Consider the following 25080-nt stretch of genomic DNA (forward strand, 5'->3'; position numbering starts at 1 on the left):
GCGCTCAACGCCAAGCTCACCCACGAGAATGCGCTCTTGAAACGCATGAAGTTCGCCGCACAGTCCGAGCGCTTCAACGCCGAGCAGCGCAGCTTGCTCGAAGACGAGATCGAGGCCGACTTGGCGGCTGTCTGCTTGGAGATCGAGCAGCTGCAGCCTGCGGCCGCTGCCCCGCAAGCCAAACAACAGCCCAAACGCCAGCCGCTGCCGGCCAATCTGCCGCGCCGCGAGATCCGCCACGAGCCCGATTCGACCACCTGCCAGTGCGGCTGTCAGATGAAACGCATCGGCGAAGACGTGGCCGAAAAGCTCGACTATGTGCCCGGCGTGTTCACGGTGGAGCGTCACATCCGTGGCAAGTGGGCCTGCGCCCAATGCGAGACCATCACCCAGGCGCCGGTTGAAGCGCATGTGATCGACAAAGGCATCCCCACCACCGGCCTGCTGGCCCAGGTGCTGGTGGCCAAATACGCGGACCACTTGCCGCTGTACCGTCAGGAAAGCATCTTTGCGCGCGCCGGTCTGGCCATTCCTCGCTCGACTCTGGCGCAGTGGGTAGGCACCTGCGGCGTGCGGCTGCAGCCGCTAGTCGATGCGCTCAAGGCGGAAATACTCGGCCACCGTGTGCTGCACGCCGACGAGACGCCAGTGCAAATGCTCAAACCTGGCAAGGGAGCGACGCATCGCGCCTACCTGTGGGCCTACGCGCCAGGGGCGTTCGAAGACATGAAAGCCGTGGTGTATGACTTCTGCGAGTCCAGGGCTGGCGAGCATGCCCGCAACTTCCTGGGCGACTGGAAGGGGGCACTGGTTTGCGACGACTTCGCCGGCTACAAGGCCCTGATTGCCAGTGGCGTGACCGAGGTGGGCTGCCTGGCGCATGCCCGGCGCAAACTCTTTGACCTCCATGCGGCGAACAAAAGCCAGCTTGCCGGGTTCGCGCTGGAGCAATTCGCCAAGGTCTATGACATCGAGCGCGAGGTCAAGGAACTGAACGCCGATCAACGCAAAGCCATTCGTCAGCAGCACACCAAGCCGATCCTGGATGCGTTGCACCAGTGGATGACATTGCAGCGGCAGAAACTGCCCGATAGCTCAGCAACGGCCAAGGCCCTGGATTACAGCCTCAGGCGCTGGACGGCGTTGACACGCTTCGTCGATGACGGGCAACTGCCCGTGGACAACAACTGGATCGAGAACCAGATCCGGCCCATTGCCATTGGCAGAGCCAATTGGCTGTTCGCCGGCAGCCTGCGCGCGGGCCAGCGGGCGGCGGCGGTGATGAGCCTGGTGCAGTCGGCGCGCATGAACGGGCATGACCCCTATGCCTACCTCCAGGACGTGCTCACAAGGCTGCCCACGCACAAGGCCAGCCGTATCGACGAGCTCTTGCCGCACCGCTGGCAGCCCACTGACATCTGATCGTCAGCAATGGTCGCCATCGGCGGTCAACATGGGTTTGCCGTGCGCTTACGAAAGTGGGTTCCTGTGAAGATTTTTTCTGCTGCACATTGCTGCGCCATCTTGGCTGGGTTAGCGTTGTCCGTGGCCAATGCGGCAACTTCCGCGCCGCCTCCTGTTTTTGTCCTGAATTCGCTGGAGGCCAATGTCAGCGTGATCGATCCCGTCACCTGGACCGAATCTGTGCGCATTCCCACGGGCAAGGAGCCGCACCATCTGTACCTGACGCCGGATGAGAAATCCCTGATTGTGGCCAATGCGCTGGCCGACACGCTGACCTTCGTGGATCCGCGGACGGCGCAAGTGCAGCGGACTGTCCGCGGCATTGTCGATCCGTACCATCTGCGCTTTTCACCTGACATGAAGTGGCTCATCACTGCGGCCAACCGGCTCAACCATGTCGACTTTTACCGTTGGGATGGGAACGAGCCCGTACTGGTCAAGCGCGTGGCCACGTCGCGCACACCCAGCCACATGTGGATAGACAGCCGCAGCACCACGGTTTATGTGTCCATGCAGGACAGCGATGAACTCGTTGCCATGGACATCGCCACGCAGACCATCAAGTGGCGCACCAAGACGGGCGCCATGCCGGCGGACGTATACGGCAGTGGCGATGATCGGCGGCTTTTTGTCGGGCTGACCGGCAGCGATGGGGTTGAGGTGTTTGATATTTCCGGACGTGAGCCGCGCAGTATCAAGAAAATCACCACCGGCAATGGCGCGCATGCCTTCCGGGCTGCGGGAGACGGTCGCCATCTTTATGTCAGCAACCGCGTGGCCAACTCGATCAGCAAGATTGACATGGGGACGCAAGAGGTGGTTGCCACCTATCCTGTGCCGGGGGGGCCCGATTGCATGGACGTGTCGGCCGATGGCCGCTGGATTTACGTGAGCTCACGCTGGGCACGCAAGCTTTCGGTGGTGGATACCCAGGCTGGCACGGTGGTGCGGCAAGTCGCTGTAGGGAAGTCGCCCCATGGCGTATGGACGTTGCAGCACGCACCCCGGTGACGCCATGCGCGAGGCGATTCTGCGGTACAGGGGGTTGGCTGTAAATGCTTCATTTTTGATAGCTTCTTGCGCTTTACCCATAAGCGCTAGTGCTCAAAACGACTGTAAAAAACCGCTCTACCTCACCTTCGACACCGGCCACATGGAGGTGGCGCCGCTGATCGCGGATGTTCTGCAACGCCAGCAGGTCCAGGTGACCTTTTTTGCCGCGCAAGAGCCGACAAAGCAGGGCGCTGGCAGCCTGGGCGCGCACTGGGCAGCGTGGTGGCGCGCCCGCGGTGCGGAAGGCCACGCCTTTGCATCCCACACCTGGAACCACGTTTACTGGCGTGCGGACCTCGGTGATGCGGCTGCGCCGGCGTTTCGCGTGCGGCCCTCGGCCGGTCCGCGGCAGGGGCAGGAGTTCACGATGGGCGCGCCGGAATACTGTGAAGAACTGGGTCGTGCTGCGGATCGATTGCAGGCTCTTACAGGGCAGAAACCCTTGCCCCTGTTCCGGGCACCCGGCGGCAAGACATCGCCCCAACTGATCGCCAGCGCCAAGGCGTGTGGCTACACCCATGTGGGTTGGGCGCCGGCAGGGTTTTTGGGGGATGAGCTGTCCAGTGAAAAATTCAGCAACGAAGCGCTGCTGCGCAAGTCGCTGCAAGACATACGCAGTGGCGACATCCTGATAGCGCATCTGGGCATCTGGTCACGCAAAGATGCCTGGGCTCCTGCCGTGCTGGAGCCGTTGATTGTGGGGTTGAAGGCGAAAGGCTTCTGTTTTCGCACATTGCGCGAGCATCCGGATTACGCAGCAGGTCATCTGCGTTGATGGGGGCGCGATCGCGGCGATCGGGCCGCATCATCATGCGCAAAACAATGACAAAGGGGTGAAATGATGGAATGGTGGGCCGACGCCTTCAACGGGGCGCAGCAGTGGTTGTTCGAGTCCACACTGCAGCCTTTGCTCTTTGCCTTGGGGCTTGGCAATCTGCTGGAAAACGGATACGCGGCCACCGGGTGGTTACTGGTCGGCCTGCTGCAACTGGTGGTGATCGTGGCGGTGTTTGGCCCCTTGCAGCGCTGGCGCCCGGTGGAGCCCATCACCGACCGGGCGACCATCCGCACCGACATGGCTTATACCCTGCTGCACCGGCTGGGCCTGTTTCGGGTGCTTTTATTCTTTGCCGTTGCCCCCTTGGCGGACATGCTGTTTGGCTCGCTCCGGGTGGTTGGTATCAGCACGCTGCAGCTCGATGGCCTGTGGCCTGGGCTTACGGACATTCCATGGGTCAGCCTGCTGCTCTACCTGGTCGTTTTTGATTTCGTGGACTACTGGCTGCACCGAGGCCAGCACCATTTTGAGTGGTGGTGGCGCCTGCATTCCCTGCACCATGCACAGCGTCAGATGACGATGTGGAGCGACAACCGCAACCATCTGCTCGATGACGTGCTCAGAGACACGCTGCTGGTGATCGTGGCGCAAGCCATTGGCGTGGCTCCCGGGCAATTCATTGCCATCGTGGCGATCACCCAGCTGAGCGAGAGCTTTCAGCACGCCAACCTGCGCCTGTGGTTTGGCCGCTGGGGTGAGCGGCTGTGGATCAGCCCCCGGTTTCACCGTCGGCACCACACCATTGGCTTCGGCCATGAGACCACGCCAACGGCGCATCCCTCTGCCGACATGGCCTCAGGCACGCTGCCGCCCACGGGGCGGAAGGCAGTCCTGGGCGGGCATAACTTCGGCGTGCTGTTGCCCTGGTGGGACATGTTGTTTGGTACGGCCGATTTCCAGCTCCGCTACGACCCCACGGGCGTAAGAGACCAGGTGGAGCCCGATCCGCAGGGCCGCCTGCGCGACTATGGCAGGGGGTTCTGGTCCCAGCAATGGCGTGGCGTGCTCAGGCTGGTTGGAAAGGCCTGAACCCGCGTTCAAGCCGCCCATTGAGCCGTTTCCCAGGCGGTCAGGGTATGCTTGCCGACATGGGACTCCTGGTTGATTCTTTCTGGCGCGCAGCGGTGTATTGCCTGCGCCCGCGCGTGATCATGCTGTCAATGGTGCCATTGCTGCTGATCGGGGTTTTGGGCGGCGCCCTGAGCTATTTCTACTGGGATGGTGCCGTACGGGGCATGCGCTCTATGCTGGAGTCTTCCACGCTGCTTGCTACCTTCTGGGGCTGGCTCCACGCTTGGGGCGTGGGCGATGTGACCGCCGTGATGGCACCACTCATGGTGATCCTGGTCGTCACGCCCGTGCTGGTGATGGTTTCGCTGCTGGCAGTCGCGCTGCTGATGACGCCCGCACTGGTGGCCCTGGTGGCACAGCGTCGTTTTCCCCATCTCGAGCGCAAGCGGGGCGGATCGTTCTGGGCTGGCGCTGTGTGGTCTTTGGGTTCCACCGTGCTGGCAGTGGTTGCTCTGGTGGTGTCGATTCCATTGTGGCTGGTGCCGCCTCTGGTGCTGGTGCTGCCGCCGCTGATCTGGGGCTGGCTTACCTACCGCGTCATGGCGTTCGATGCATTGGCCGAGCATGCCAGCAAGGATGAGCGGCGCGAGATATTGCGCCGCCACCGGACCAGCCTGCTGGGAATCGGTGTATTGACCGGTTATCTGGGCGCGGCGCCCAGCCTCGTATGGGCTTCCGGCGTGGTTTTTGCGGCGGCTTTTTTTGTTCTGGTACCGCTGGCGATCTGGATTTACACCCTGGTTTTTGCCTTCTCTTCCCTGTGGTTTGCGCATTACTGCCTTGCCGCACTGGAGCGCCTGCGGCGGGAGGGCGGCGGTGCGCCGTCGGCAACGGTGGCCCCTGCCAGCGATCCAGCTGCTGTGGCCATTGCAGTCCACCCCGGCGCAGCCCCTGATGCAACCTTCATTTCGGAGAAAGAATTGCCATGAGTTCGCATATTGGCCTGATCATCGTGGGCGATGAGATTCTTTCGGGCAAGCGTGCCGACAAGCATATGCCCAAGGTCATCGAGTTGCTGGCGGCACGCGGGCTGGCCTTGTCGTATGTTGACTATGTGGGCGACAGTCCCGAGCGCCTCACAGCCACGCTGCACCGTGCGTTCGCGTCGGGCGATATGGTGTTTTCATGCGGCGGCATTGGCGCCACTCCGGATGACCACACGCGCCAGTGCGCGGCCAGGGCGCTGGGTGCGGATCTGGTGCTGCACCCGCAAGCCGAGGCCCTGATCCGCGAGCGCATGCAGGATGTGGCGCGCGAGCAGGGCGTGCCCTATGAGGCAGACCGTCCGGACAACGTGCATCGGCTCAACATGGGCATGTTTCCCCAGGGCGCGCGCATCGTGCCCAACCCCTACAACAAAATCCCCGGCTTCAGCTGCAATGGCCCGGGAGGCGGGGCAGTGCATTTTGTACCGGGCTTTCCGGTGATGGCGTGGCCCATGATCGCATGGGTGCTGGACCACGAATACCCGCATCTTTTCAATTGTTCGCCGCAGACCGAACAGTCCGTCATTGTCTTTGGCTCGCTGGAGGCGGTGCTCACGCCCCTGATGCAACGCATTGAGCAAGAGCACCCCGGAATCCGGGTGTTCAGCCTGCCCAGCGTTGATCACCCGCAATATGGGCGCCACATAGAATTGGGCGTGAAGGGACCGGCTGCAGACGTTCCTGCTGCGTGGGCAGGCCTGCAAACGGGCTTGCACGCCATTGGTGCTCGATGCGGCCCTGAATTGGTGCGAAACCTGTAGTGAGCTCTAAAAAATGCATGAATGCACCGTTTTGGTGATATTTGGTGCCGGGGCTTCAGCGGCTTTGCCCTGAGTGCTCCGTCCCAGTGCAGGCAAGGCACTCGCCTGGCACGCAAACTGCTTTTCGCTTGGCAGACTTTTTTAACAAGCGTTTTACCCAGGAGAACCTGATGGCCAAGACCGTTGCAGACGTAATGAAGCTGGTGAAGGAGAACGAAGTCAAATTCGTGGACTTCCGTTTTACCGATACCCGTGGCAAACAGCACCACACCACGGTGCCTGTCTCGCATTTTGACGAAGACAAGTTCATTTCGGGCCATGCCTTTGACGGCTCGTCGATTGCCGGATGGAAGGGCATCGAAGCCTCCGACATGCAACTGATTCCTGACCCGAATTCGGCCAACATCGACCCGTTTTTCGAAGAAACAACGCTGATCCTCACCTGCGACGTGATTGAGCCCAGCGATGGCAAGGCCTATGACCGCGACCCCCGCTCGGTGGCCAAGCGCGCCGAAGCCTATCTGAAGGCATCGGGTCTGGGTGACACGGCATTCTTCGGCCCCGAGCCCGAATTCTTCATCTTTGACGGCGTGCGTTGGAGCACCGAGCCCAACCACACCTTCTACGAAATCGAAGAGTACGAAGCACCCTGGAACACCGGCGCCAAGCTCGAAGGCGGTAACCGTGGCCACCGTCCTACCCTCAAGGGCGGCTACTTTCCCGTGCCTCCCGTCGACAGCACGCAGGACATGCGCGCCGAAATGTCGCTGATCCTCGAATCGCTGGGCATTCCGGTCGAAGTGTTCCACCACGAAGTGGCGGGCGCGGGCCAGAACGAAATCGGCACGCGTTTTAGCACCCTGGTCGAGCGCGCCGACTGGACCATGCTGCAAAAGTATGTGATCCACAACGTGGCCAACGCCTATGGCAAGACCGCCACCTTCATGCCCAAGCCCTACCACGGCGACAACGGCTCGGGCATGCATGTGCACCAGTCGGTCTGGAAAGACGGCAAGAACCTGTTTGCCGGCGACGGCTATGCAGGCCTGTCTGACTTTGCGCTGTACTACATCGGCGGCATCATCAAGCACGCCCGTGCCCTGAACGCCATCACCAACCCTGGCACCAACAGCTACAAGCGCCTGGTGCCCCACTTCGAAGCCCCGGTGAAGCTGGCTTACTCGGCCAAGAACCGCTCTGCCTCGATCCGCATTCCTTACGTTGCCAACCCCAAGGGCCGTCGCGTGGAAGCGCGCTTCCCCGATCCACTGATGAACCCCTACCTGGGCTTTGCGGCACTGCTGATGGCGGGTCTGGACGGCGTGGAAAGCAAGATCCATCCCGGGGAAGCCGCAACCAAGGATCTGTACCATCTGCCGCCTGAAGAAGACAAGCTGGTTCCAACCGTCTGCCACAGCCTGGACCAAGCACTGGAAGCCCTGGACGCCGACCGTGGCTTCCTGACCAAGGGTGGCGTGTTCTCCGAAAGCATGATCGACGCCTACATCGACTTGAAGATGAGCGAAGTCACGCGTTTTCGCATGGCGGTGCATCCGGTCGAATACGACATGTACTACTCGCTGTAATCCTCTGTCCGCAGGCGATGGCATCCAAAGGCGGCGCAAGCCGCCTTTTTTCATGGTGCCACGATATGTTGAGGTCGGGTCAGGAACCAAGCCATCATCTGTTGCATCCTTTCCCAATAGCCTGTATCGGTTGCGGTTGCTCAATTGGTGATGCGTGGCGATTAGGGGATACTCAACAGCACCCCTGCATAGCATGTGCGAGGACACTGAATGAAAAAATCGCTCACTACCCTGATAGTCATCGCCGCCCTGGCACCCGCTGCCTGGGCGCAGGATCGCATCTACCGCTGCGGCAATGAATACACCAACAACGCCGCCCAGGCCAAGGAACGCGGCTGCAAGCTGGTTGAGGGCGGCAACGTGACGGTGGTGCAGGGCACACGCCCCAAGGCGGCGGCATCGGGCGCTGCTGCATCAGCTTCCACCACTGCCACTACCGCCTCGCCCGCCGGTGCGCCACGGGTGGAAAACAACGACCAGCGCGCACGCGATGCGGATGCCCGCGCCATTTTGGAGTCCGAGTTGCGCAAGGCCGAGGCACGCCACGCCGAATTGCTCAAGGAATACAACAATGGTGCGCCCGAGCGCAATGCGCTGGACCTGCGCAATCCCCAGGTTTACCTGGAGCGCACGGCCGAACTCAAGGCCAGTGTTGCGCGCAGCGAGAGTGACCTGGCCGGAATCCGGCGCGAGCTGGCGCGCCTTCCAGCCGGCTCGAAGTAGGCGGGATGGAGCGCTTGGTGCTGCCCGATTCGCCCGCCGCTGAAACGGAGCGCTTTCATCCGCTGGATCTGATGTCCACGCTGGTGGCGGTGCTGCGTTCAGACGGCGCCGTGCAATTTGCCAACGCGGCGCTGGAGAACACGCTGGGCTTGTCGCGGCGCACGCTGGAAGGCCTGGACTTCTCCTCCTTCTTCACCGACCCTACGCTGCTGCAGACGGCTTTGGCCGGTGCGCGTGGCAAGGACTTTGCCGCGCTGCGCTACGAAGCGAGCTTGAAGCGTCTGCACCAGGACCCCGTGCCCGTGCATGTCAATGTGGCCGATGCCGAGCAGGTGGGCGAAATCCTGGTGGAGCTGTGGCCCCTGGAACAGCATGCACGCCAGGACCGTGAAGAGCGTCTGCTCGACCAGGCCCAGGCCAACAAGGAGCTGATTCGCAATCTGGCCCACGAGATCAAGAACCCGCTGGGTGGCATCCGTGGTGCCGCACAGCTGCTGGAGATGGAGCTGGAAAGCCGCGAGCTGACTGAATACACCGAGGTCATCATCCACGAGGCCGACCGTCTGCAGAGCCTGGTAGACCGGCTGCTGGCACCGCACCGCCACCCGCATCTGGTGGGCGACGTCAACATCCATGAGGTGTGCGAGCGCGTGCGCTCGCTGGTGCTGGTCGAATTCCCGCAGGGCCTGACCGTGCAGCGCGATTACGACGCATCGATTCCCGAGTTCCGTGGCGACCGCGCCCAGCTGATCCAGGCCTTGCTGAACATCGTGCAGAACGCGGCCCAGGCCCTGGCAGAACGCATTGCCAAGGGCGATGCCGTCATCACGCTGCGCACCCGCGTGGCCCGACAGGTCACGTTTGGTCGTCAGCGATATCGGCTGGCACTGGAATTGCATGTCATCGACAACGGACCGGGCGTGCCCGATGCCATCAAAGAGCGGATTTTTTACCCGCTGGTGTCGGGTCGGGACGGCGGATCAGGACTGGGGCTCACGTTGGCGCAAACTTTCGTGCAACGCCACCATGGGTTGGTCGAATGCGACAGCGTACCGGGTCGCACCGACTTTCGCATCCTGATTCCCTTGCCCTGAGGTCCCCGACATGCAACCACAGCGAAGGTAAAAAAACACATGAAGCCGATCTGGATAGTAGATGACGACCCCTCGATCCGCTTCGTTCTGGAAAAAGCGCTGGCCCGCGAGAACCTGCCCACGCGCAGCTTCACGAACCCCCGCGAAGTGCTGGAAGCGCTGGCGCAAATTGCCGTGGGCGACGCCGCACGGCAAGGCCCCCAGGTTCTGGTGAGCGACATCCGCATGCCCGGGGGCTCCGGCCTTCAGCTGCTGGAAAAAGTGCGCGAACTGCAGCCGGGGTTGCCCGTCATCATCATGACGGCGTACTCCGACCTCGACAGCGCCGTCTCGGCATTCCAGCGCGGGGCCTTTGAATACCTGCCTAAGCCGTTTGACCTGCCCAAGGCGGTCGAGCTGATCCGTCGCGCGGTGGAAGAAAGCCAGCGCGAGGAAGTAACGGAAGAACGCCAGGCCGAAACCCCCGAGATGCTGGGCCAGGCGCCCGCCATGCAGGACGTGTTCCGCGCCATCGGCCGCCTGAGCCAGAGCCAGGTGACAGTGCTGATCACAGGCGAATCGGGCTCGGGCAAGGAGCTGGTGGCGCGTGCGCTGCACAAACATTCGCCGTGCGCCGACGGCCCATTTGTGGCCATCAACACTGCGGCGATCCCGAAAGACCTGCTCGAATCCGAGCTCTTCGGCCATGAGCGCGGCGCCTTCACCGGTGCGCAGACGCAGCGGCGTGGCCGCTTCGAGCAGGCCGAGGGCGGCACGCTGTTCCTGGATGAAATCGGCGACATGCCGTTTGATCTGCAGACGCGCCTCTTGCGTGTGTTGTCTGATGGCCAGTTCTACCGCGTGGGCGGCCATGCGGCCGTCAAAGCCCATGTGCGTGTGATTGCGGCCACCCACCAGGATCTGGAAAAGCGCGTCAAGGAAGGCGGCTTTCGCGAGGACTTGTTCCACCGCCTCAACGTCATCCGCCTGCGCCTGCCCGCGCTGCGCGAGCGACACGAAGACGTGCCCATGCTCACGCGCCATTTTCTGCAGCAAAGCGCGCGGCAGCTGGGCGTGGAGCCCAAGCGCATCGCCGAATCGGCGCTGGCGCGGCTGGAGCAGTTCGCCTTTCCGGGCAATGTGCGCCAGCTCGAAAACATCTGCCACTGGCTCACCGTGATGGCGCCCGCGCAGGTGATTTCGCTGCAAGACCTGCCGCCCGAGGTGCTGGAATCGTCGGTTTATCAGGCACCTGCGCGCACCGTGGCTGCACCGGTGGTGGTCGAGCGCCCTGATTCGCTCCATGCGGCCCCTGTACCCGCGCCCGCTTCGGGCGCGGTGCCGGTGTTCGCGCCGGAGTTGGGCGGTGACCTTCTGGTGAACGAAGGCACCGCGCCCGTGCCGGGCACCGCCAACGCCAATGCCGCTGGCAGCGGTGGCTGGGAGCATGCACTCGAAGCCGAGGCGCAAAAGCTGCTGGCGGGCGGGCAAACCGATGTATGGGATGTCCTCACGCGGCGCTTTGAATCACGCTTGATTCGCACAGCGCTGGTTGCCACCCACGGCCGGCGCATGGAGGCTGCACAGCGGCTGGGCATTGGCCGCAACACCATCACGCGCAAGATCCAGGAACTGGGGCTTGATGCGCCGGATGAGAGCTAAATCGCTGCCTTGCGCTTATGTACCAAGCGCTTGCAGCTATGAAAAACATAGTAAACCTAAAAGCTGGCATGAGCCTGCGGCGTCGTTGCGTCTTGCCTGGCACCCCCATCACGGCACCGGCAGGCGCATCCAACTGCCGGATTGAGGAAAGCACAAGCCCCGGGGCCGCAAGGCCTCGGTGGTGCGTTGCTGGGCAGCGGCTTGGCTTCTGAGATCGTGTTTACGATCTCAGCCCAGCGTCACCACCACCGGTGCGTGGTCGCTGGGTTGCGGGTTCTTGCGCGGCGCACGGTCGATCGTGCAGGCGCTGACAGAGCCGCGCAGCGCATCGCTGACCAGGATATGGTCGATGCGCAGCCCCCGGTTTTTCTGGAAACCCAGCATGCGGTAGTCCCACCATGAATAGCTCTTCTCGGGCTGCTCGAACATGCGAAAGGCATCGGTCAGCCCCAGCCCCAGCAGGGCCTGGAAGTGCGTGCGCTCTTCGATGGTGTGGTGAATGGTTTCGCGTAGACCCACGGGGTCGTAAGAGTCGCGGTCTTCTGGCGCCACGTTGAAGTCACCCACCAGCACCAGGCGCGGATGCGCCGCCATCTCGGCGCGCACCATGTCCTGCAGTGCCTGCAGCCAGCGCATCTTGTAGGCAAATTTTTCCGAGCCTGGCTCTTGCCCGTTCACGAAATAGCCGTTGAGCAGGCGCAAGGGGCCCGTGGGTGTGTCCAGCGTGGCGGCAATCACGCGGGCTTGCTCATCATCGTGCCCAGGAATGTTGCGCACCACGTCGCGCAGCGGGTGGCGACTGAGGATCGCCACGCCGTTGTAGGTTTTTTGGCCAAAGGCTGCGGCTTCGTAGCCGGCCGCCTTGAGCGCATCGTGCGGAAACTTGTCGTCGGTGAGCTTGAGCTCCTGCAGGCACAGCGCATCGACCGGGTTGGCGGCCAGCCAGGCCAGCACCTGGGGTAGGCGCACGCTGAGGGAATTGACGTTCCAGGTGGCAATTTTCATAAGTAATTTATCCTGTTGATTTTAAAGATTTAATATTTTGTTGATTCATTTGAGGCTCCCAAAGAGGCCCCCAAATGAAATCTCTTAAACCCCTTTTGGTAACGAATCGCGGGCAATTTGCACTTCTGCCCTTGCGACCATCAAGCCGAATCACGGGGCCTCTCCATCCTGGAGTCCATAGGCCTGTGCGATCCGGTCCAGAAAATCGGTGAGGGGTGCCCGGCCGAGCCCCAGGGCCTTGGGGTCGAGAGAGTCATCGGCTACCGCTGCATCCAAAAATCTTCTCATGTCATCGGCGATTTTCGCTTCGAGAGGGATGCGCGTTGCAGGGGCGAGTAATTGCGAAAGTCGCAGGACATCGTTGGCATGCTTGCGGATGTTCCTGGCATCCACCTGCTCGCCCTGTTCCCGGCGTGCGCTCAGGTCCAGCCAGGCTATGGCTTTCAATGGAATCAGGCGATCCTCGCCGACCCAGGGCAAGCCATCCATCTCGCGGCGGCCGGCGATGATGAATGCGTAGTAGGCGTCATCGAGCAAGATGGCCGATAGGCTTGAAACTGCTTCGTCGAAAGGGATAGGGGTGAGCTGTCCGTTCTCGATGGGCCGCAGGCTGTCGGGCGCACGGGAGAACAGTTCGACCATGACCGGAAAGCTGTTGTCGGTCGGCTTCTGAAAACGGTAGAAGGCCGGCCTACCTGTGTCGCTGGCCTGCCGGATCTCATAGCCGCCCGCTTCGATGAACCTCCAGAAGGTTTCGCCGAATGCCGGCGTCAGCGCTTCCACATGCAGGACGACATCCAGGTCCTTGGTGGCGCGAAAGTTCAGCCCTGCCTCTTCCATTGCCAAGGTGGCCGCAGTGCCGCCGATCAGGAGGTACTGGTCCGGGTAGTCGGCAAACCATGCCCGAAAAACATCCAGCCCCTTCACCATGGCAATTGCTCTTTCAGTTCATCCAGTGCGCTTTGGACACGTTCATCGGTGCTGCCCCGCAAGCTCAGCATGAGCGAGAGGGGGTCCACCATGTCGCTGTCCGGCTGTAGCGTCGGGGTGTAGTTCCACAACTGCCATTCGCATGCACCTGGCTCGGCTTGCGGAAGTTCGACGATATCTGCTTTCAGTGCCTGCCATGCGCTGCGGTTCACGGCGAATACCGGCGATTTGGGTTCCGTGAGCATCGAGAAGCGCGCGAGCGCGCTCAGGCCGGCCACGCGCACGGGCAGTTCCGTCCGTGTCGGCGCGGTTGTCCAGATGGTGCGCTGCACGGGACTGCGCAGCAGGGGCTGTGCTTGTTCCCAAGTCTCACGCGGAGGGTGCATCATGCTCAGATACTGGGATCGGCCGGCCTTGTGTGCCTGCGCGAGTCCTGCCGCCACCAGCTCCCGCACGGCGCGCGAGAGCGTCATAGGGGTGTAGGCAAGAGTGGCGGCTGTCTCTGCAGGATGCCATTCGGCCTCCCAGCGAGGACGCAGCAAGGCGGTGATCAACATGGCCTGGGCTGAAGGACTGAGCGGAACGTCCGCCGAGTTGGGGCGCTGGCGAAAATATTCGCGCAGGTCCAGCCCCAGGTCGGGCAGGTAGAGTTGGTTGCCGGGAACAATGAATGGCACTTTTTGCGTGATCAGGCGTTTGCGTTCGTAGGAGGCAAGTGCTTCAGTCACATAGACCACGGGCTGTCCTGTCAGCGACCTCAACTTGTCCAAGCGATTGCGGATATCGCCAATGGACGGTTGGTCTGGATTTCGCTCCAGGGCCAGCAAGACCGTGTGGCCAAGGATGTCCAATTGCCCGAAATCGAAGGCGTCCCGCAAAAAATAGGGCAGGCTCTCCAGGCTCGCCCACGGCCCATGGCCCGACGTGGAAACGCCGAGGGTTTCATGCAGGTAGTTCAGAGCGCTGGTGGCAAGGGCGGGCACGACAATGAGGATTCATAACTTAATGATCGCACAATAACATTGTTGGTGTTATCGTGCAAACAGCAGTTATTGTTAATCGCCAGCCATCGGCAAGGTGATGGATCAGGACCTGTCGCCCATCTGAGAGGCTGAGAGTCTTTCATCCATGCCCGCCTTGCACGCCAAAACACACCGGCTCGTCGTTGCAAATACTCGCCATAGCCCGCGCTATGGCTGTGTTTTGCGCCTAGACCCGGCGCGTTTTGACGCGCCTTTCGGGCACGGCTGAAAAACTCTCAGACTCTGAGCCGACCCGAGAAGCCTGGTGCACCAGCTTTGCAGTGTCGCAACTGACACCCCGCTGGCCTGGGCCCATGCACGAGCCTTCTGACCAGAGGCCCGATACGCAGCCACCTGCAGTCGCAGTTGGCCTGGGGCAGCAAGACGGGCGGATTCAAAAGTGAAGTGCAACGCCCTGGATTTCAGTGAATGAGAGTGGAGTGCTCCTGGCTGTAGATGCTCAGGTCCTTCCCCTTGCGCAGGTACTGGCGCACCAGGCCATTCATGTTCTCGTTGGAGCCTCTTTGCCAGGGCTGTGCGGATCGCAGAAGTACACGGCAATGCCCGTTTTCTCACTGAGTGAACGACTGGGATGTGCGGCGCGCTCAGGCCGCATGCACGTAGCTGACAAAGCTGAACGGCAGCCCGCTGGCACTGGTGTGGTTCTCGCGGGCGGCCTCTACCCATTCGGGGCCAAGTACTGGCGCATGGGCGTCGCCGTCAAAAATTTGTGCAATCTCGGTGACTTCGACGCGGTGGGCCAGCGGCAATGCCTGGGCGTAGATTTGCGCGCCGCCCATCACCCACACGGTGTCGGACGATGCACAAAACTGTAGCGCCTCGCGCAGGCTGGATGCGCGCTGCACGCCATTTTGATGCCAATCGGGCTGGCGTGTGATGACGATGTTGGTGCGCCCCGGCAAGGGGCGAAAGCGCTCGGGCAGTGAATCCCAGGTCTTGCGCCCCATGATTACCGGATGCCCCAGCGTCAGCCGTTTGAAATGCGCCAGGTCTTCCGGCAAATGCCAGGGCATGGAGCCGTCCCGGCCGATGACGCCATTGGCGGCGCGTGCGTAGATCAGTGCCACTTCCATGCGCGCTTCCTCACACCGCCACGGGTGCCTTGATGGCGGGGTGGCACTGGTAGTCCTGCACTTCAAAGTCTTCCAACTGGTAGTCGAAGATGCTGGCGGGCCGGCGCTTGATGTTCAGCACCGGATAGGGGTAGGGCGTGCGCGCCAGCTGTGTCTGCACCTGTTCGGTGTGGTTGCTGTAGATGTGGCAGTCGCCGCCCGTCCAGATGAAATCGCCCACCTCCAGGTCGCACTGCTGCGCCACCATGTGTGTGAGCAGCGCGTAGCTGGCGATGTTGAAGGGCACGCCCAGAAAGATGTCGGCGCTGCGCTGGTAAAGCTGGCAGGAAAGCTGGCCTTTGCCGCCGGGCGTGGTGGCGGGCGCCACATAGAACTGGAAGAACGCATGGCAGGGCATCAGCGCCATCTTGTGCAGCTCGGCCACGTTCCAGCTGCTCACGATGATGCGGCGCGAGTCGGGGTTGGTCTTGAGGGTGTCGATCAACTGACTGATCTGGTCGATGTGGCCGCCGTCGGGCGTGGGCCAGCTGCGCCACTGCACGCCATACACCGGGCCGAGGTCGCCATCGGGGCGCGCCCATTCGTCCCAGATGGTGACGCCGCGCTCTTTGAGCCAGTGGTTGCTGCTGGAGCCGGTGAGGAACCACAGCAGCTCCACGATGATGGACTTGAGGTGCACCTTTTTCGTGGTGACCAGGGGAAAGCCCTCGCGCAGGTCAAAGCGCATCTGGTGGCCAAACACGCTTTGGGTGCCGGTGCCCGTGCGGTCCGCCTTGGAGACCCCGTGGGTGAACACATGGCGCATGAAATCTTCGTATTGCGAGCGGACGGGGCGCGGAGGAGGGGCGGAAGTCATGGGGGAAAAGCAGGCGTTGGAAGCGTTTGACAAGGGGCGTCGGCGTGCCGTGGCGCCGGGCCCGATAGTGTGCCACCGATGGTCGGGGCCGGTGCTGTGGCTGCGGGATGGCGGGGCTGGCCGGGAGGGATCAGGCGCCAAACCCCGTGGTGGGCACCTGTGCACCGTCCTCGAACAGCAGCGTGCGTTCGGGCCAGCGCAGGGCGGCCAGCCGGTATTGCGGGTCGTGGGGCGTGCCGGCCTTGCGGGCCCGCCAGCGCCCGCCGACCGAATAGTCCACGCAAAAGACGTTGTGGCGCTGGCCGTGCCAGGCAAAGGGCGGCGTGTTGCTGAACAGGCTTTCTTCTTCGTGCGTGAGGGTGTGCGGCGCGGGCACCACAGGGCGCCGCCAGTAGTGGCCCACCACCACGGGGGTGGCGTCGGTGTAGCTGTCCCACCAGGCGATGCGCTCGACAAAGCGCCATTTGCCGCCGGCATGGAAGGGGTCGGTGCCTTGGCGTTCAACCCCCGCGGTCAGCACCTTGAGCGGGTTCAGCATGGCCTTGAGCAGTTCGTTGTCGGCGTGGGCCTGCAGAAATGGCGGCTTGTGCAGGGGGTCTTCCAGGTCGTGCGGCCACTGCTGGCGCTCGGCGGCCATGCGCCGGGCCAGCGTGCCGTCTTGTGCCTGCCGGCGCACCTCGGCTTCCCAGTGGTCGTATTCGGCGCGGACGCTGCCAGCGGCCAACTGGCGCGCGGCGGCGATCTGGGCGGGCAGCCAGGCGGCGTGCACGATGCGCAGGTCGGGCCGCTCCAGCGCTACCGGCAGCGTGCCCAGAAAGGCGATGATGGCCGCGCGCTCGCTGGCCGTGGGGCGGGCAAAGGGCGCGTATTTGCCCTCGTCGGAATCCAGGCGCGCGTCAAAGTACCACCCGGCGCCGTCCTTGGCGTCGTTGCGCAGCAGGTTGATCTCGTGGTTGCCGATCACGGCCACGGCGCGGCCGCTGGCCACCAGCTGCGCCACCCGCGCCAGCACGGCGGGGCTGTCGGGGCCCCGGTCGCAGAAGTCACCCACAAAGACCAGCGTGCGGCCATTGCGGTGCCGGCCCAGGGCGTCGTAGCCCAGATGGGCCAGCAATTGCTCTAGTGCGTCGATTTCGCCATGGATGTCGCCGACGATGTCGAGCGCCCCTGGCGGCAGGGCCTGGATGAGGCTCATGCGGCGCCCAGCACCCGCCCCGGGTTCATGATGCCCTGCGGATCCAGCGCCGCCTTGATGGCTCGCATCATCGCCAGCGCCGTGGGCGACTGGTATTTTTCGAGCTTGTCCACCTTGAGCGCACCAATGCCGTGCTCGGCCGAGAACGAGCCGCCGAATTGCGCCACGGCTTCGTACACCAGGTGGTTGACATGCGCCTCTTGCTCGCGCAGGAACACCTTGGGGTCGCCATCCACGGGGGCCTGCACGTTGTAGTGCAGGTTGCCATCGCCCAGGTGGCCGAAGTTGACCAGGCGCACGCCGGGAATCTCGCGCACCAGCAGGGCGTCGGCATATTCGACAAACGCCGGGATGCGCGAAATGGGCACCGAGATGTCGTGCTTGATGTTCAGCCCCTCTTCGGCCTGCGCCAGCGGAATGCTCTCGCGGATGTGCCACAGGTTGTGCGCCTGCGAGAGGTTTTCTGCCACCACGGCATCGGTCACGCAGCCGGCCTCGAAGGCGGTTTCGAGCAGTGCCTCGAAGCGCGCGCGGGCGTGGTCCTCGGATTCGCTGTCGGAGTTTTCGAGCAGCACGCCCCACGGCGCATGCACATCCCCCAGGAAGGGCACGCGCAGTTGCGGCATGTGCTTGCCCACCAGGCTCAGCGCAAACTGGCCCATCACCTCAAAGCCCGTGAGCCCCGCGCCCAGGTGCTGGTGCGCCAGGCCCAGCAGCGCCACCGCATGTTCCATCGAGGGCACGGCGGCCCAGGCCGTGAGCTGCGCTGCTGGCTTGGGATAGAGCTTGAGCGTGGCGGCGGTGATGACGCCCAGCGTGCCTTCGCTGCCAATGAACAGGTTGCGCAGGTCGTAGCCCGTGTTGTCCTTGCGCAGGCCCTTGAGGCCGTTCCACACCTCGCCCTGGGGCGTGACCACTTCGAGGCCCAGGCACAGGTCGCGTGCATTGCCATAGCGCACCACCTGCGTGCCGCCGGCATTGGTGCCCAGGTTGCCGCCAATGGTGCAGCTGCCCTCGGCCGCCAGCGACAGGGGGAACAGCAGGCCCGCCTGGTCGGCCGCGTCCTGCACGTTCTGCAGGATGCAGCCGGCCTCTACCGTCATGGTGAGGTTGTCCTTGTCGAGGGCGCGCACGGCGTTCATGCGCGCCAGGCTCAGCACCACCTGCGTGCCCGAGGTGTCGGGCGTCGAGCCCACGGCCAGGCCGGTGTTGCCGCCCTGCGGCACGATGGCTGTGCCCGCAGCGGCGCAGGCGCGCACCACGGCTGCGACTTCGCCGGTGTTGCCGGGGCGCACCACGGCCAGCGCCTTGCCGCGCTCGCGGCGGCGCCAGTCCTGCTCCCAGGCGCTGAGGTCGCCGTCGGTCAGGACATGGGTGGCGCCCACAATGCGCCGTAAGGTGTCAAGCAAGGTGGACATGCTGGTCTTTCAGGTAAACAGTGAACAGGGCGGTGATGGCCGGCGTTGTGCCTGTGGCGCGCTACGGCGAAACCGCGGTGGCGCTGTCTGCGGCGGCCTGTGGCTGTGCCTGGGCCCGGGCGTTGCGCTGGCGCAGCCGCACATGCAGCGTGCAGGCCGTGAACAGCACCACGCACAGCACGATCTCGGCGCCGGCCAGCCATGCGCCCGGCGGGGCATCGCCCCAGGCGCGCACCACGCCCTCGATGAAATACAGCCAGATCACCAGGCTGACCCAGCGGTAGGTGTACATGCGGTTTTTGAGGATGCCCGCCAGCGGAATGCACAGCGGCAGCGCCTTGAGCGCCAGCCACGAGCCGCCGGGGCGCAGCGGGGCCAGCACCAGCTCCCAGGCCAGGCACAGGGCAATCAGCGCCAGCAGGCTGCCAGCGGCCAGCCAGCGGGTGGCGGCAACGGCGTTGCCAGGCGAGGTGTGGGATGGATTCATGGAGTGTGTTGTCGATATAAAGGGGCGGTGCGGGCTGCGCACCCGCCGGGCGGTTGGGCCCACAATGCGCGCTTGATCCAGCACAAACAGTCAGCATCCATGCAGCGTTATCAAAGCCATCCCGTGGTCCGTGGCCGGGCATAGGATCATATCGGCCATGTCCCTGACCCCACAGACCATAGTTCAGCGCCTGCAGGCGTTGCTGACCGAGCTGTCGCACTTCCCCTGGCAAACCACCGCCCAGACGCTGCGCGAGCGCTTTCGTGAAGACCGCCTGGGCCTGACGGCCAGCAGCCTCACGTTCACCACCGTGCTGGCCCTGGTGCCTTTTGTGACCGTGGCGCTGGCCTTGTTCACGGCGTTTCCTATCTTTGGCGAGCTGCAGGGCGTGCTGCAGCGCTGGCTGGTGGACAGCCTGGTGCCTGACAGCATTTCGCGCCAGGTGCTGGGCTACCTCACGCAGTTCGCGGCCCAGGCCAGCCGGCTGGGGGTGGCGGGTTTCAGCATCTTGCTGGTGACGGCGCTGGCGCTGATTTTGACCATCGACCGCACCCTCAACAACATCTGGCGCGTGCGGCGCCTGCGGCCGCTGGGGCAGCGGGTGCTGATCTACTGGGCCGCGATCACGCTGGGGCCGGTGGTGCTGGGCGCCAGCCTGGCGCTCACCTCGTATGTGATGTCGGCCTCGGGCGGGCTGGTGCGGGCCGTGCCCGATGGCGTGCGCCTGCTGTTCGATTCCATCGAATTTTTGGTGCTGGCCGCTGGCATGGCGGCGCTGTACCACTATGTGCCCAACACGCCCGTGAAGTGGCGCCACGCCTGGGCGGGCGGCCTGTTCGTGGCCGTGTGCATCGAACTGGCCAAGAAGGTGCTGGCCCTTTACCTGGGCAAGGTGCCGACCTATTCGGTGGTGTATGGCACCTTTGCCACGCTGCCCATCTTGCTGGTGTGGATCTATGTGGCGTGGGTCATCGTGCTGCTGGGGGCGGTGGTCACGGCCTATCTGCCCAGCCTGCTGGCCGGCGTGGCGCGGCGCGGCACGGTGCCGGGCTGGACTTTTCAATTGGCGGTAGAGGCGCTGCAGGAGCTGCAGCGCGCGCGCCGCCACATCGGCAAGGGCTTGCGTGCCAGCCAGCTGGCGCAGCTGCTGCGCGTGGACGTGCTGCAACTGGCGCCGGTGCTCGATACCCTGACGGCGCTCGACTGGGTGGGGCGCACCAACGACCCGGCGCAGAGCGCTGCCGACGACCCCGAGCCGCGCTATGTGCTGCTGGCCGACCCCGACAGAACCCTGCTGGAGCCCCTGCTGCAGCGCCTGTTGCTGGACCGCTCCGCCAGCCTGGCGCCGCTGTGGGGCAGCGCCGGGCTGGCGCAATTGCATCTGTCGGATTTGCTCCAAAAAGAATAGCTGCTGGCGCTTGTGAGAAAAGCGCTGGATGGTGATTTGCGGCTGGTCTCGTTGCGCAGCTGCTGGTAAGTGAAGAGTAAGTCTTTATTCCAGATGGCAGCGTGCCTTGCAAGGGCTGCGGCGTGGTGCTAAACCGCACCAGCGGTCAATTTCTCACGCAACGGATCAGGAGTGACCGGTCGGTCTTTCTCCATCCTTTGTGCAAGGGGCGAATTCCGCCGCAGCAAAGGAGAAGACCATGAAAAATTTGCAAGCCAGGCAGGCCGAGGCGTTGAAAGCGGGGCTTCAGGGAACGGTCATTCTTGCGGGTGACCCTGCCTATGACACCGCGCGCAAGGTCTGGAACGGGATGATCGACAAGCACCCTGCAGCCATCGTTTGCTGCACCACCACTCTGGATGTGGTTCATGCGGTGAATTTTGCGCGAGACCAGGGCCTTCCACTGGCGGTGCGCGGTGGCGGGCACAACATTGCCGGCAGCGCGCTGTGCGACGACGGTATCGTCATCGATCTTTCGCAGATGAAAGCCGCACAGGTGGATGCCGATGCGCGGCGCATCACCATTGAAGGCGGTGCCACTTTGGCGGATTTTGACGCCGCCACCCAGGCCCATGGCCTGGCGACGCCGCTCGGGATCAACTCCACCACCGGCGTCGCCGGCCTCACGCTGGGCGGCGGTTTTGGCTGGCTCAGCCGCCAATACGGCATGAGCATCGACAACCTCGAATCGGCCGAAGTGGTGACGGCGGCGGGCGAGGTGCTGCATGCCAGCGCCACCGAGCATCCGGACCTGTTCTGGGCGCTGCGCGGCGGCAGCGGCAATTTCGGGGTGGTGACCCGTTTCGGGTTCCGGCTGCATCCCGTGGGCCCGAACCTGCTGGCTGGGCTGATCGTGTTTCCGATGGCCGAGGCCAAACAGGTGCTGCAGCAGTACCGCGAATTCATGGACAAGGCGCCTGATGAACTGTCGGTCTGGGTGGTTTTGCGCAAGGCGCCGCCGCTGCCGTTCCTGCCTGAAAGCGTGCATGGCCAAGAGGTCATCGTGCTGGCGCTGCTCTACACCGGCGACCCGGCGCAGGGAAAAGCGCTGGTCGAGCCGCTGTACCGCTTTGGCACGCCGGCCGGCACCCATGTCGATGTGATGCCCTACGTGGCCTGGCAGAAAGCCTTTGATCCGCTGCTCACACCCGGTGCACGCAACTACTGGAAATCGCACAATTTTTCGGAACTCAAGGACGGTCTGTTCGATGCAGTCATTGACTACATCGCAACCTTGCCATCGCCCCAGTGCGAGATATTTTTCGGGGCCATTGGCGGCGCCACCACCCGGCCAGCGCCCGATGCCGCCGCCTATGCCCACCGGGACGCCCGCTTCGTCATGAATGTGCACGGCCGCTGGGACGACCCGGCCGATGACGCGCGCTGCATGGGCTGGGCGCGCGACTTCTTCAAGGCGTCGGCGCCCTATGCCAGCGGCGGTGTCTATGTCAATTTTCTGACCGACGACGAGAGCGACCGGGTGAAGGCGGCCTACGGCCAGAACTACGCGCGGCTGGCGCAGATCAAGCGCCAGTACGACCCAGCCAACCTGTTCAGCACCAACCAGAATATCCGACCCGCCTGACCGCGACCCTTGCTGGGGCAGGTCGGCAAAAAAGCTGCTTTGGGATCAAACAGGTGGCATGCTCATGCGTTCAAAAAATCCCGAATGGCCATCAGTGTGCCGTCGGGGGCCTCGGTCATCTGGTTGTGCCCAACCGGTAGGTTGACCACCTGCACGGACTTGCCCGCGTTGCGGGCAATGGCGATCAGGCCCTGCGCGGCCTTGGGGGGTGTCATCTGGTCTTGCGCCCCCAGTGCGAACAGTACCGGGCACTGCACCTGGGCCATGGCCTGCTCGCCGTTGGCATAACTGTCGCAGGCCACGAAGCCGCGGTGGAACAGGTTGACCTGCGGGTTGCTGCGCAGCACCTTGCGGCCCAGCGCCATGCCCGCGCCATACACCCAGAAGCCCGCACCCGAGGGTGGCGCCAGCGTGCTGCGCGAGAACACGTTGACCATGCGCAGCGCTTTCTCTGGCTCGTTCAATGCCGATTCGATGAGGGCTGGCGACACCTTCATCGGGGAGGCCGTTCCCACCAGCACCAGGTGGCTCACGCGCGGGCCCATTTGCGCGGCTGCTTCCAGCGCAATCAGTGAGCCCCAGCTGTGGCCCACCAGAGCGGCGCGCTCAATGCCCAGGGCATCAAGCAGCGTCGCCACAAAAGCAGCGCCTTGCTCAACACTGGCCGGGGCATCGCCGCCGCTGCGGCAGTGGCCGGGCAGGTCGATGGCCAGCACGTTCCAGCCGTGGTTGGCCAGGTAGCGGCTTTGCAGGGCCCACACGCTGTGGTCGTTGAGTACGCCATGGATGAGCACCACAGTGGGCTTGGCGGCGTCGAAGGCCTTGCCGCCGGTGTAGCAATAAGTCGGGTTGCCGTTGACTTGGACGTGCATGGTCAGGTCCCCCCTTCGACTTGGCTCAGCACAGGCGCTTTCTCGGCAGCTTTTTCAGCCGCTTTCAGGGCGCGCTTCAGATCGTCGATCAGGTCGTCGGCGTCTTCGAGGCCAATGGACAGCCGGATCGTGCCCTGGCTGATGCCGGCGTTGGCAAGGGCTTCGTCGGTCATGCGGAAATGCGTGGTGCTGGCCGGGTGGATCACGAGGCTGCGGCAGTCGCCCACGTTGGCCAGGTGGCTGAAGACCTTGAGGGTTTCGATGAACTTCTTGCCCTGCTCGCGGTTGCCCTTGAGGTCGAAGCTGAACACCGAGCCCGCCCCACGCGGCAGCAGCTTTTGCGCCAGCGCATGGCTGGGATGCGATGCCAGCATGGGGTGGCCCACCCGCGACACAAAGGGCTGCGCGGCCAGGAACTCCACCACCTTTTCCGTGTTGCGCATGTGGCGTTCCATGCGCAAGGGCAGGGTTTCGATGCCCTGCAGGATGAGCCAGGCCGTGTGCGGGCTCATGCAGGCGCCAAAGTCGCGCAGGCCCTCGCGGCGGGCGCGCAGCAAAAAGGCGCCCACGGTGCTTTCTTCGGTGAACACCATGTTGTGAAAACCGTCGTAGGGCTGGGTCAACTCGGCAAACTTATCCGCGGATTTCGGGCCGTCCCAGTCAAAACTGCCGCCATCCACCACGATGCCGCCGACCACGGTGCCGTGGCCCGAGAGGAATTTGGTGGCCGAGTGGTAGACCAGGTCGGCGCCATGCTCGAACGGCTTGATGAGCCAGGGGGAGGTGAGGGTGGAGTCCACCAGCAGGGGCACGCCGGCCTCGTGGGCGATGGAAGACACGGTGGGGATGTCCAGCACATCCAGGCCCGGGTTGCCCACGGTTTCGCCAAAGAACAGCTTGGTGTTGGGGCGCACGGCGGCGCGCCAGCCGTTGATGTCGCCGGGCTTGACAAAGGTGGTCGCTATGCCAAAGCGTGCCAGCGTGTAGTGCAGCAGGTTTTGCGAGCCACCATACAGTGCCGTGCTGGCCACGATGTGGCTGCCCGCGCCCATCAGCGTGGCGATGGCCAGGTGCAGCGCGGCCTGGCCGCTGGCCACGGCAATCGCGCCCACGCCGCCCTCCAGCGCCGCAACGCGCTGCTCCAGCACCGCGTTGGTTGGGTTGCTGATGCGGCTGTACACATGGCCTGGACGTTCGAGGTTGAACAGCGAAGCGGCATGGTCGCTTGATTCAAAGACGAACGAGGTCGTCAGGTGGATGGGCACGGCACGCGCGCCGGTGGCGGGGTCGGGGCTGGCGCCTGCGTGCAGCGCCAGCGTGTCAAAGCCGGGGTCGGAGTAACCGGGCATCTTGTGTCTCCCATGTTGTCAATGCAGGCGGGCATTGTGGGCTATATTTGCCGTGAACCAGCCTGTTGCGCCCAGCGCGCCCTCGGAGACAAAACCATGAAAGTCAGCGACATCCTTCGCGTCAAAGGAAACACACTCTACACCGTGACACCGGACGAACCCATCGCCGTTGCCTTGAGCGTGATGGCGGAAAAAGACATTGGTTCGCTGGTGGTGATGGAGTTGGGCGACCTGGTGGGCATGCTCACCTTCCGCGAAGTGATCCAGGCAACCGTGCGCAACGGTGGCAGCGTGGGCGCCATGCTGGTCCGCTCGGCCATGGACGACCATCCCCTGACCTGCACGCTCGAAACCGACATGGACGAGGTGCGCCGCATGATGCTGGACCGCCACGCGCGCTACATGCCCGTGATGGACCGCAAGATGCTGATGGGTGTGATCAGCTTTTATGACGTGGCCAAGGCCGTGGTGGACGCCCAGAATTTCGAGAACAAAATGCTCAAGGCCTACATCCGCGACTGGCCGGAAGACGAGTCCCGTAGCGGCTGACCGCCGCGTCGCCCGCGATTCCGGGCGTTGTTCTCAGCGCAGCTCTGTCGCCTT

23 protein-coding genes and 1 pseudogene are annotated in these 25080 nt (G+C 63.6%); 13 read left to right on the forward strand and 11 right to left on the reverse strand.

The genetic code is table 11. The annotated features are described in order from the left end of the window. From J8G26_RS17065 to ntrC, 10 genes are all read left to right on the forward strand, one after another. Positions 1 to 1422, forward strand: a 1422-nt coding sequence (locus J8G26_RS17065) for an IS66 family transposase (RefSeq protein ID WP_210570394.1), incomplete at its 5' end; no start/stop codon positions are given. A gap of 66 nt (positions 1423 to 1488) precedes the next feature. Beyond that, positions 1489 to 2475 (forward strand): beta-propeller fold lactonase family protein, encoded by a 987-nt coding sequence (locus J8G26_RS17070; protein WP_349238336.1) that lies wholly within the window; start codon positions 1489 to 1491, stop codon positions 2473 to 2475. A 4-nt stretch (positions 2476 to 2479) separates the two neighbouring features. Beyond that, positions 2480 to 3292, forward strand: coding sequence for a polysaccharide deacetylase family protein (locus J8G26_RS17075; RefSeq protein ID WP_210570398.1), 813 nt, complete (start codon positions 2480 to 2482; stop codon positions 3290 to 3292). A 66-nt stretch (positions 3293 to 3358) separates the two neighbouring features. Next, on the forward strand, positions 3359 to 4384 hold the full coding sequence (locus tag J8G26_RS17080) for a sterol desaturase family protein (protein WP_210570441.1): 1026 nt from the start codon (positions 3359 to 3361) through the stop codon (positions 4382 to 4384). A gap of 59 nt (positions 4385 to 4443) precedes the next feature. Further along, on the forward strand, positions 4444 to 5355 hold the full coding sequence (locus tag J8G26_RS17085; protein ID WP_246881454.1) for an EI24 domain-containing protein: 912 nt from the start codon (positions 4444 to 4446) through the stop codon (positions 5353 to 5355). Further along, complete coding sequence (locus J8G26_RS17090; protein ID WP_087744718.1) at positions 5352 to 6173, forward strand: molybdopterin-binding protein; 822 nt, start codon at positions 5352 to 5354, stop codon at positions 6171 to 6173. The genes J8G26_RS17085 and J8G26_RS17090 overlap by 4 nt, the downstream gene beginning before the upstream one ends. 170 nt (positions 6174 to 6343) lie before the next feature. Beyond that, positions 6344 to 7759, forward strand: a complete 1416-nt coding sequence (gene glnA, locus J8G26_RS17095) for a type I glutamate--ammonia ligase (protein WP_210570401.1) — start codon at positions 6344 to 6346, stop codon at positions 7757 to 7759. A 210-nt stretch (positions 7760 to 7969) separates the two neighbouring features. Then, positions 7970 to 8482 (forward strand): hypothetical protein, encoded by a 513-nt coding sequence (locus J8G26_RS17100; RefSeq protein WP_210570402.1) that lies wholly within the window; start codon positions 7970 to 7972, stop codon positions 8480 to 8482. A gap of 71 nt (positions 8483 to 8553) precedes the next feature. After that, on the forward strand, positions 8554 to 9576 hold the full coding sequence (glnL, locus tag J8G26_RS17105; RefSeq protein WP_210570443.1) for a nitrogen regulation protein NR(II): 1023 nt from the start codon (positions 8554 to 8556) through the stop codon (positions 9574 to 9576). A 39-nt stretch (positions 9577 to 9615) separates the two neighbouring features. Further along, positions 9616 to 11217, forward strand: a complete 1602-nt coding sequence (gene ntrC, locus J8G26_RS17110; RefSeq protein WP_087744724.1) for a nitrogen regulation protein NR(I) — start codon at positions 9616 to 9618, stop codon at positions 11215 to 11217. A 228-nt stretch (positions 11218 to 11445) separates the two neighbouring features. On the opposite strand, the gene xth is transcribed toward ntrC, so the two are convergent. From xth to J8G26_RS17155, 9 genes and pseudogenes are all read right to left on the reverse strand, one after another. Beyond that, complete coding sequence (gene xth / locus J8G26_RS17115; RefSeq protein ID WP_210570404.1) at positions 11446 to 12222, reverse strand: exodeoxyribonuclease III; 777 nt, start codon at positions 12220 to 12222, stop codon at positions 11446 to 11448. Positions 12223 to 12372: 150 nt separating this feature from the next. Further along, on the reverse strand, positions 12373 to 13152 hold the full coding sequence (locus J8G26_RS17120; RefSeq protein WP_246881455.1) for a hypothetical protein: 780 nt from the start codon (positions 13150 to 13152) through the stop codon (positions 12373 to 12375). Then, positions 13146 to 14135 carry a hypothetical protein gene (locus J8G26_RS17125; RefSeq protein WP_210570407.1) on the reverse strand — a complete coding sequence of 330 codons (990 nt, stop codon included), beginning with the start codon at positions 14133 to 14135 and terminating at the stop codon, positions 13146 to 13148. The genes J8G26_RS17120 and J8G26_RS17125 overlap by 7 nt, the downstream gene beginning before the upstream one ends. Before the next feature lie 482 nt (positions 14136 to 14617). Next, a pseudogene (locus J8G26_RS17130) lies at positions 14618 to 14754 on the reverse strand (IS30 family transposase); the annotation flags it as partial. Between the two features lie 25 nt (positions 14755 to 14779). Beyond that, positions 14780 to 15268, reverse strand: a complete 489-nt coding sequence (locus J8G26_RS17135; protein ID WP_210570408.1) for a dihydrofolate reductase — start codon at positions 15266 to 15268, stop codon at positions 14780 to 14782. Between the two features lie 10 nt (positions 15269 to 15278). Continuing rightward, entirely contained in the window at positions 15279 to 16124 is an 846-nt protein-coding gene (locus J8G26_RS17140; protein WP_210570410.1) for a thymidylate synthase, read from the reverse strand. 130 nt (positions 16125 to 16254) lie between these two features. Continuing rightward, positions 16255 to 17319, reverse strand: coding sequence for a metallophosphoesterase (locus J8G26_RS17145; RefSeq protein ID WP_210570412.1), 1065 nt, complete (start codon positions 17317 to 17319; stop codon positions 16255 to 16257). After that, a complete protein-coding gene (locus J8G26_RS17150; protein ID WP_210570415.1) occupies positions 17316 to 18737 on the reverse strand; it encodes an FAD-binding oxidoreductase in 1422 nt (473 codons plus the stop codon). The genes J8G26_RS17145 and J8G26_RS17150 overlap by 4 nt, the downstream gene beginning before the upstream one ends. Positions 18738 to 18798: 61 nt before the next feature. Then, entirely contained in the window at positions 18799 to 19224 is a 426-nt protein-coding gene (locus J8G26_RS17155; RefSeq protein WP_210570417.1) for a DUF2069 domain-containing protein, read from the reverse strand. A gap of 157 nt (positions 19225 to 19381) precedes the next feature. Here J8G26_RS17155 and J8G26_RS17160 point away from each other — a divergent pair, with 157 nt between their 5' ends. Further along, a complete protein-coding gene (locus tag J8G26_RS17160; RefSeq protein ID WP_210570425.1) occupies positions 19382 to 20632 on the forward strand; it encodes a YihY family inner membrane protein in 1251 nt (416 codons plus the stop codon). Between the two features lie 238 nt (positions 20633 to 20870). Beyond that, on the forward strand, positions 20871 to 22256 hold the full coding sequence (locus tag J8G26_RS17165; RefSeq protein WP_210570427.1) for an FAD-binding oxidoreductase: 1386 nt from the start codon (positions 20871 to 20873) through the stop codon (positions 22254 to 22256). Between the two features lie 62 nt (positions 22257 to 22318). Here the strand turns inward: J8G26_RS17165 and J8G26_RS17170 are convergent, their stop codons facing one another. Continuing rightward, complete coding sequence (locus tag J8G26_RS17170; protein ID WP_210570429.1) at positions 22319 to 23128, reverse strand: alpha/beta hydrolase; 810 nt, start codon at positions 23126 to 23128, stop codon at positions 22319 to 22321. 2 nt (positions 23129 to 23130) lie between these two features. After that, positions 23131 to 24477: an O-acetylhomoserine aminocarboxypropyltransferase gene (locus tag J8G26_RS17175; RefSeq protein ID WP_210570431.1), complete on the reverse strand. Its 1347-nt coding sequence runs from the start codon at positions 24475 to 24477 to the stop codon at positions 23131 to 23133. A 96-nt stretch (positions 24478 to 24573) separates the two neighbouring features. Here J8G26_RS17175 and J8G26_RS17180 point away from each other — a divergent pair, with 96 nt between their 5' ends. Then, complete coding sequence (locus J8G26_RS17180; protein WP_087748210.1) at positions 24574 to 25026, forward strand: CBS domain-containing protein; 453 nt, start codon at positions 24574 to 24576, stop codon at positions 25024 to 25026. Positions 25027 to 25080 lie beyond the last annotated feature (54 nt).

This window comes from Acidovorax sp. JG5 (genome assembly GCF_017939685.1).
In the GTDB taxonomy this organism is placed as follows: domain Bacteria; phylum Pseudomonadota; class Gammaproteobacteria; order Burkholderiales; family Burkholderiaceae_C; genus Acidovorax.